The 6,213-nt window shown below is 73.6% G+C and carries 4 protein-coding genes and 3 pseudogenes; 1 reads left to right on the top strand and 6 read right to left on the bottom strand.

From position 1 onward, the window contains the following. Nucleotides 1–2,114, bottom strand: a 2,114-nt coding sequence (locus F2B26_RS13975; protein WP_159810402.1) for a putative bifunctional diguanylate cyclase/phosphodiesterase, incomplete at its 3' end; no start/stop codon positions are given. 287 nt (nt 2,115–2,401) lie between these two features. On the opposite strand from F2B26_RS13975, the gene F2B26_RS13970 reads away from it, so the two are divergent. Then, on the top strand, nt 2,402–3,232 hold the full coding sequence (locus F2B26_RS13970; RefSeq protein WP_159810400.1) for an SDR family NAD(P)-dependent oxidoreductase: 831 nt from the start codon (nt 2,402–2,404) through the stop codon (nt 3,230–3,232). Nucleotides 3,233–3,298: 66 nt separating this feature from the next. Here F2B26_RS13970 and F2B26_RS13965 read toward each other — a convergent pair whose 3' ends face one another. The 5 genes and pseudogenes from F2B26_RS13965 to F2B26_RS17775 form a co-directional block, all read right to left on the bottom strand. Continuing rightward, nucleotides 3,299–4,387, bottom strand: coding sequence for a HEAT repeat domain-containing protein (locus F2B26_RS13965; RefSeq protein ID WP_159810398.1), 1,089 nt, complete (start codon nt 4,385–4,387; stop codon nt 3,299–3,301). A gap of 161 nt (nt 4,388–4,548) precedes the next feature. Further along, nucleotides 4,549–5,031 carry a hypothetical protein gene (locus tag F2B26_RS13960; RefSeq protein ID WP_159810396.1) on the bottom strand — a complete coding sequence of 161 codons (483 nt, stop codon included), beginning with the start codon at nt 5,029–5,031 and terminating at the stop codon, nt 4,549–4,551. A 143-nt stretch (nt 5,032–5,174) separates the two neighbouring features. Beyond that, nucleotides 5,175–5,354 (bottom strand): annotated as a pseudogene (locus F2B26_RS17685) (cold-shock protein); the annotation flags it as partial. A gap of 102 nt (nt 5,355–5,456) precedes the next feature. Beyond that, nucleotides 5,457–5,666: pseudogene (locus F2B26_RS17680) on the bottom strand (cold-shock protein); the annotation flags it as partial. 42 nt (nt 5,667–5,708) lie between these two features. Then, nucleotides 5,709–6,131 (bottom strand): annotated as a pseudogene (locus F2B26_RS17775) (cold-shock protein); the annotation flags it as partial. Between the last annotated feature and the right edge of the window lie 82 nt (nt 6,132–6,213).

Genomic DNA, 6,213 nt, shown 5'->3' with positions numbered 1-6,213 from the left:
GGGTCGCTGGTCAGCGGGTCGACGAAGGACCGGTCGATCTTCAGCTCGTCGATCGGCAGGTCGCGCAGGTAGGCCAGCGAGGAGTAGCCCGACCCGAAGTCGTCGATCGCGATGCGGACGCCGTCGTCACGCAGCTCGGTGAGGATGGCGCGCGCCTGACGGCGGTCGGCCATGAGGAGGTCCTCCGTGATCTCCAGCTTGAGCACCGAGGGGTCGAGCGACCTCTCGGCGAGCAGCGCCATGACCTGGCCCGGCACCTCGGCGTCGATGAGCGCGCTCGCCGACAGGTTGACGGCGACCGTGAGGTCCACACCACCGCGGCGCCATGCCACCACCTGGTCCAGCGCCTGCACGAGCATCGACCGGGTGAGCCGGGGCATGAGACCCGCATCCTCGACGAGCTCGAGGAAGGACCCCGGCGGGCGCAGACCGTCGACGGGGTGCTGCCAGCGGACGAGCGCCTCCACCCCCGTGACCCGACCCAGACCCAGGTCGAGCTTCGGCTGGTAGTGCGGCACGAACTCACCCCGTTCGAGCGCGGACCGCACCTCCGCCACCCGCGCGAGCCGCTCGGTCCCGGCGTCGTCGGCGCCCGGCCGGTACAGGTGCACGAGCTTCGCCGAACCCTTCGCCTTGTACATGGCGATGTCCGCCCGCCGCAGCAGGCTCGGCAGGTCCTCGCCGTGCTCGGGGAACAGGGCCACGCCGATGCTCACCGTCACCTCGACCGACATCCCGTCGAGGACGAACGGCACGGCCATCGCAGCCCGGACCTGCGCGGCGAGCTCCAACGCGGGCGCGGGGCTCGCGGCAGTCATGAGGATCGCGAACTCGTCCCCGCCCAGGCGCGCGAGCATCGCGCCCGTCGGCAGGCACGACCGCAGCCGCCGGCTCACCAGGACCAGCAGCCGGTCCCCCATGTGGTGCCCAAGGCCGTCGTTGACCTCCTTGAACCGGTCGAGGTCCATGAGGAGCAGCGCGGCGTCCGCGGACCCCGGCGCCAGACGATCTTCGGCGTGGGAGTACAGCGCACGTCGGTTCGGCAGGTCGGTGAGGTCGTCGGTGTGGGCGATCCGCATCAGCGCCGCGTGCCGCCGCACCTGGCGGAACGCCACCTGGGCGCGCACGCCGAAGAAGACGATGGCCAGCCCCGCGAGGACCCGGGTGGCCATCGACAGCTCGACCTTCGTGCCCAGGACCAGCACCGCCAGCCCGCCGAGCGTGGCACTGGCCGCGGTCGCCGTCGCGACCGTCTCGGAGTACTGCGCACTGGAGCGACCGAGCGCAGGGCGCCCCCCCTGCCGTCCGGCCCGGGCGAGGCTCACCGTCCACATCGCCATGAAGGTGATCCCCAGGAACCACCCGAGCTGCAGCATCGACGTCGTGAGCGCGTCCTGGTCCATCCGGCCGACCGCGAACATGACATCGGTCGCCACGAACGACACCAGCGCGGCGCCGATCCAGCCCCAGCCCGGCACGGCGCGCCCGCCGCCGAACATGACGACGGCGATCAGCACCGTGAACAGCAGGAGGTCCAGCACCGGGTAGAGCACCGCGAGCGCCAGCCCGAGAGTCATCTGCCCGTCGAGTGCACGGTGCAGCAACGGGTCGAGCGGGACCGAGAGCAGCGCGAGAACCGTGAGGACGCTGGCGGCCAGGTCGAGACCGGCGTGAATCCGCAGCTCGACCAGATGCGCACGCAGCAGCACCCCCAGCGCCGCGAGCAGGAGCGTGTAGAACCCGACGAAGCCCACATCGGCGGGTGACGGGATGGGCAGGGTCCCGGTGACGAGGATGGCGGCACCGTTCCACACCGTGCCCGCGACGAAAAGAGTCAGGGCGACGGCGGCCAGTCGAGCGGGCAGGAGCTCACGCCCGCGTCCCGCTGCCGCCCACCAGGCCACCGCCGTCGGCAGAACCAGGGCCAGGACGCTCGCCAGCGCGCCCTGCGTCATGGGCATCGCCTTGTGGGTGGTCAGCTCGACGACCCACGACCCCAGCGCACCGGACACGCCGATCCACATGGCGATGACGGGCACGGCCGACCAGCGCAGCGGACCACGGCGGGAGGCCCGTGCCGTCGTCACGGCACCCACATCGTGCGGTCCAGTCATCTCGCCTCCTCCCGGCTGCTCGCCGTCAGCCGCCAGGCGCGGATGCCGCACCGTCGTGGGAGAGCTCGGCACCGACCGCCAGGACGGGGATGGACGGGCTGCCCGACGCTGGACGTGCCCGACCCGACCGGAAGGTCGTCTCCCCCCTATCGGCAGGTGCCCGGTCGCATTTCAGGGAGTCCGCCCCGCGCTCTTCCCCGAACGGCGTCCCGGCCCGGCGCCGACACGGTCGCAGCCCCGGATCGGGCAGACTCAGCAGCACGCTGGTCACCACCCCGAGGAGCACCATGCCCGCCAGGACCGTCGTCATCACCGGTGCGAGCGACGGGGTCGGTACCGCCGCCGCTCGGGCGCTCACGCGCGCCGGGGACCAGGTGGTGGTCGTAGGCCGTTCCCCGGACAAGACCGCAGCGGTCGCCGCCGAGCTGGGCGCCGAGCACCTGGTCGCCGACTTCTCCCGACTGGACGACGTGCGCGCCCTCGCCGCAGCGCTGCTGGCCGCCCACCCGCGGATCGACGTGCTGGCCAACAACGCCGGGGCGATCTTCGCGAACGAGCGGTCCACCACACCCGACGGCTTCGAGTCGACGTTCCAGGTGAACTACCTGGCGCCGTTCCTGCTCACCGAGCTGCTGCACGACCGCCTGGTCGACTCGGGCGCCACCGTGATCAACACGTCGAGCGTCGCCGGGGCGCGGTTCGGCCGCCTCGACCTTGCCGACCTGCAGTCCGAGCGTGCGTACAGCCCCACGCGCGCGTACGGCGCGTCCAAGCTCGCGCAGATCCTGCACGCCAAGGAGCTGGACCGCCGGTACGGCGCACAGGGCCTGGCTGCCGCGTCGTTCCACCCCGGCGGCATCGCCAGCAACTTCTCCACCACCGACGGCTCGCCGTGGCGCTTCATGTACCGCAGCCGGCTGAAGAACCTCATCCTGGCCAGCACCGACAAGGGCGCCGACACCCTCGTCTGGCTGGCGCAGACCCCGCCGCACCAGGGCTGGGAGCCTGGCGGCTACTACACGCGCCGCAAGCCGGGCCGCACGGTGCCGGCGGCCGACGACGCGACGCTCGCCGCGGGTCTGTGGGCGCGCAGCGTGGAGCTGCTCGTGCTGGGGTGAGGGGCCGGGCTGGCCGACGGGCCGACGCCGTCGGGCATGAGGGGCGCGCAGACGTGCCGACCTCGTTCACGCGCTCTCGGCTGCGGCGATCGCCCTGATGGCGTCGGCCCAGCTCGTGGCCTCGCGCGCGACGTCGAACCCGGTCGGGCTGATGTCCTCCCACAGCCGGCTCCTCCCGTGGGCCCGGTCGACGGCCCCGTCGGGGCGGCGGACCGAGACGACCGTCCGCGGGTAGTCGCCGTCGAGCACGACGCCCCAGCCGATGTCGCTCAAGGCACGGTTCACCGCGTCCACGAGCGCCGGCTGCGCGGCGGCCGCCGCGACGTGCGTCTCCGGTGCGCAGCGCTCGATCGCGTAGGCCAGCGCGCGGGTGTGCTCGTCCTCGTCGCCGGCCCACTCGACGCTCCACCGGCCGAGCGCGGGCAGCAGCGCGGGGTCGGCGAGCTCGGCGGCCGTGGCGAGGTCCAGCAGGTAGATCGTCGCCGTCGCGTCGTCGAGGCGCCGCTGGAGGTCAGCCAGGACCCGGTCGTCACCGCGGCGGGCCAGACCGAGGGCGGCCTCGAAGCGCGTGTCGCCGCCCTCGTCGTCCAGACGGGCGGCCAGGGCGTCCCGGATCTCCTCGCTGTCGAGCGAGCTCTGGGTCCCGAGGGCGAAGGTGGCCCAGTCACGCACCCCGGGGTCGACGTCACTGGTCAGACGGATGAGGGTGGTGACGGCCTGCGCGGACAGGTCGTCGTCGCCGACCATGCTCGGCAGCGCGCCCGCCACGGCCTCGCGGACCGGCGGGTAGGGGTCGTCGGCGTACGTGAGCAGCTCGCGCACCCAGGCAGGGTCGCCGGCGTGACCGAGTGCGCTGACCAGGAGCTGCCGGGTCTCGTCGTCGCGCTCGACGCGCGCGGCCTCGACCAGCGCGGGCACGACCTGGTCCCCGAAGGGGCGTCCGTCCTCGTAGCCGAGCTCACCCAGCACCCAGGCCGAGGCCTGTCGGTGCCACGGGTCGGGGTCGGCGAGTGCCGCCAGCGCCCAGCCGAGCACCACGGGCTCACCCCGCTGAGCAAGCAGGTGCACGAGGTCGGCCGCGGCGTCGTCGTCGGTCTCGTCCCCGGCGTGCTCACCCAGGGCGAGCAACGCCGTCCAGGCACTCGCGCTGTCCACCGCCACCCCCGGGAGCCCTCACCGCGCACCCGCATGCGTCGGCTGTCCCGGCCGAGGGTAGCCACCCCCGACGGTCGGCGAACCTGCAATTCGGCGGCAGCGGGCTCGCGCTGCCGCGGTCCGCCGTGCCGGCCTGACCCTCTCGACCCGGCCAGAGCGGTTCAGGGCAGGTCGGCGAGGGCCGCGGGGTCGCACGGCGCATCGACCGTCGCCATCCGCCGGGTGATCGGCGTGCCGTCGGCGACCGGGACGGCCCAGGTGGGGGTGCCGCCGGATGCCAGCGCGTCCGCGTGCTGCTCCCTCGCGGCGACGAGCGTCGACCAGTCGGCGAGCCACGCCTGCGTCGGTCGGTCGTTCGCCAGGCGCTCGGTGCCCAGGGCGCGGACCGAGGCCACCATCTCCTCCACCGCGGCGTCCTGCGCCCGGATCGCAGCCGCAGCACGGTCCGCCGGCGCACCGGCAGGCACGGCCGAGGCGGCGACCTGCTCGTTCATCCGGACACATGCGGCGTCGACGACCTGCACCACCGCCGGGTCGTCGATGAGCTCGATCCGGTCGTGGTTCGCGTACACCCACAGCCCGCGGGCCGAGACGCCGACCCAGCCCAGCACGACGACGGCGAGAACGACCGCGACGCCCGACACGGCCCGCGGACCTCGACCGGGGGCTGCCCGACGAGGCTGGACCGCGAGGGGTGGCGCAGCGGGCCCCTCCCACGATCCGTCCATGGACGGATCATGCCCGAACGAGGCGGGCCCGACCCCAGGAACGGGGCCCGGGACCTGCCTCAGATGAGCTCGACGCTGTCGGCCTGGGGTCCCCGGTCGCTCTGGCGCACCTTGTAGCGGACCCGGTCGCCCTCCTCCAGCACCTCGGCGCCGCGGACCACCGACACGTGCACGAACAGGTCGGGGCCGCCCGCGTCCGGGGCGATGAAACCGAACCCGCGGTCTGCGTCGTACCGGGCGACGACGCCCTCGCCGCCACGCACCGGGGCGTCCGACGCCGACGGGCGGGCCGAGCGACCACGCGCCGGCGCCGCAGCGGCACCCCGCGGGGCCGAGCCGCCGACCAGCTGGACGTTGCGGGCCTGCGGCCCCTTCTCGCTCTCGGCGACGTCGAAGGTCACGCGATCGCCCTCGGCCAGCTCGGTCAGCCCCCCGAGCAGCGCCCGGACGTGCACGAACAGGTCCCCGTCACCCGAGTCGGGTGTGACGAACCCGAAGCCCTTGCCCGCGTCGTACCAGGTCACGGTGCCGTCCGCACCGTCGTCGACCACGGCCGGCCGGGCCGCGTCGGCCCCGAGCGGCAGCACGTGCTCCGCCTGCGGCCCCTTCTCCCCGTCGACGACGAGGAACGCCACCCGCTGCCCCTGCGAGATCACGCCCCCGACCACGATCGCCGAGCCGTGCACGAAGATCTCGGCGCCACCGCCGTCGGGCGTGAGGAACCCGTACCCCTTGCCCGGCTCGTACCAGGAGACGGTGCCGAGCACCCCCACCGGCGCATCCGCGGCGCGGTCGCTCGTCACCCGGACCCGACGCGCCTGCGGCCCGCGGTCGGACTCGCCCACCTCGAACTGCACGACCTGACCCTCGCGCAGCAGACCCGAGCCGCCCTCGTTCACCACCTCGGAGACGTGCACGAACAAGTCCTCGCCCTGGTCACCGAGGTCGAGGAAGCCGAACCCCCGCTCAGCGTCGAACCAGCGGACGATCCCCTCGGGCACAGTGAGCTCCTTCATAGGCGAGTGCAGCTACCCAGTTCCCTGACAGACCTGGGGACGAGCATCGGCGGCCACCGTCTCCGAGTACCCGACGTCGAGG

The sequence above is a fragment of the Cellulomonas citrea genome (assembly GCF_009829685.1).
Classification (GTDB): Bacteria; Actinomycetota; Actinomycetes; order Actinomycetales; family Cellulomonadaceae; genus Cellulomonas; species Cellulomonas citrea.
The sequence above is the reverse complement of the archived record's forward strand: the minus strand, read 5'-3'. Positions and strand labels throughout refer to the sequence as shown.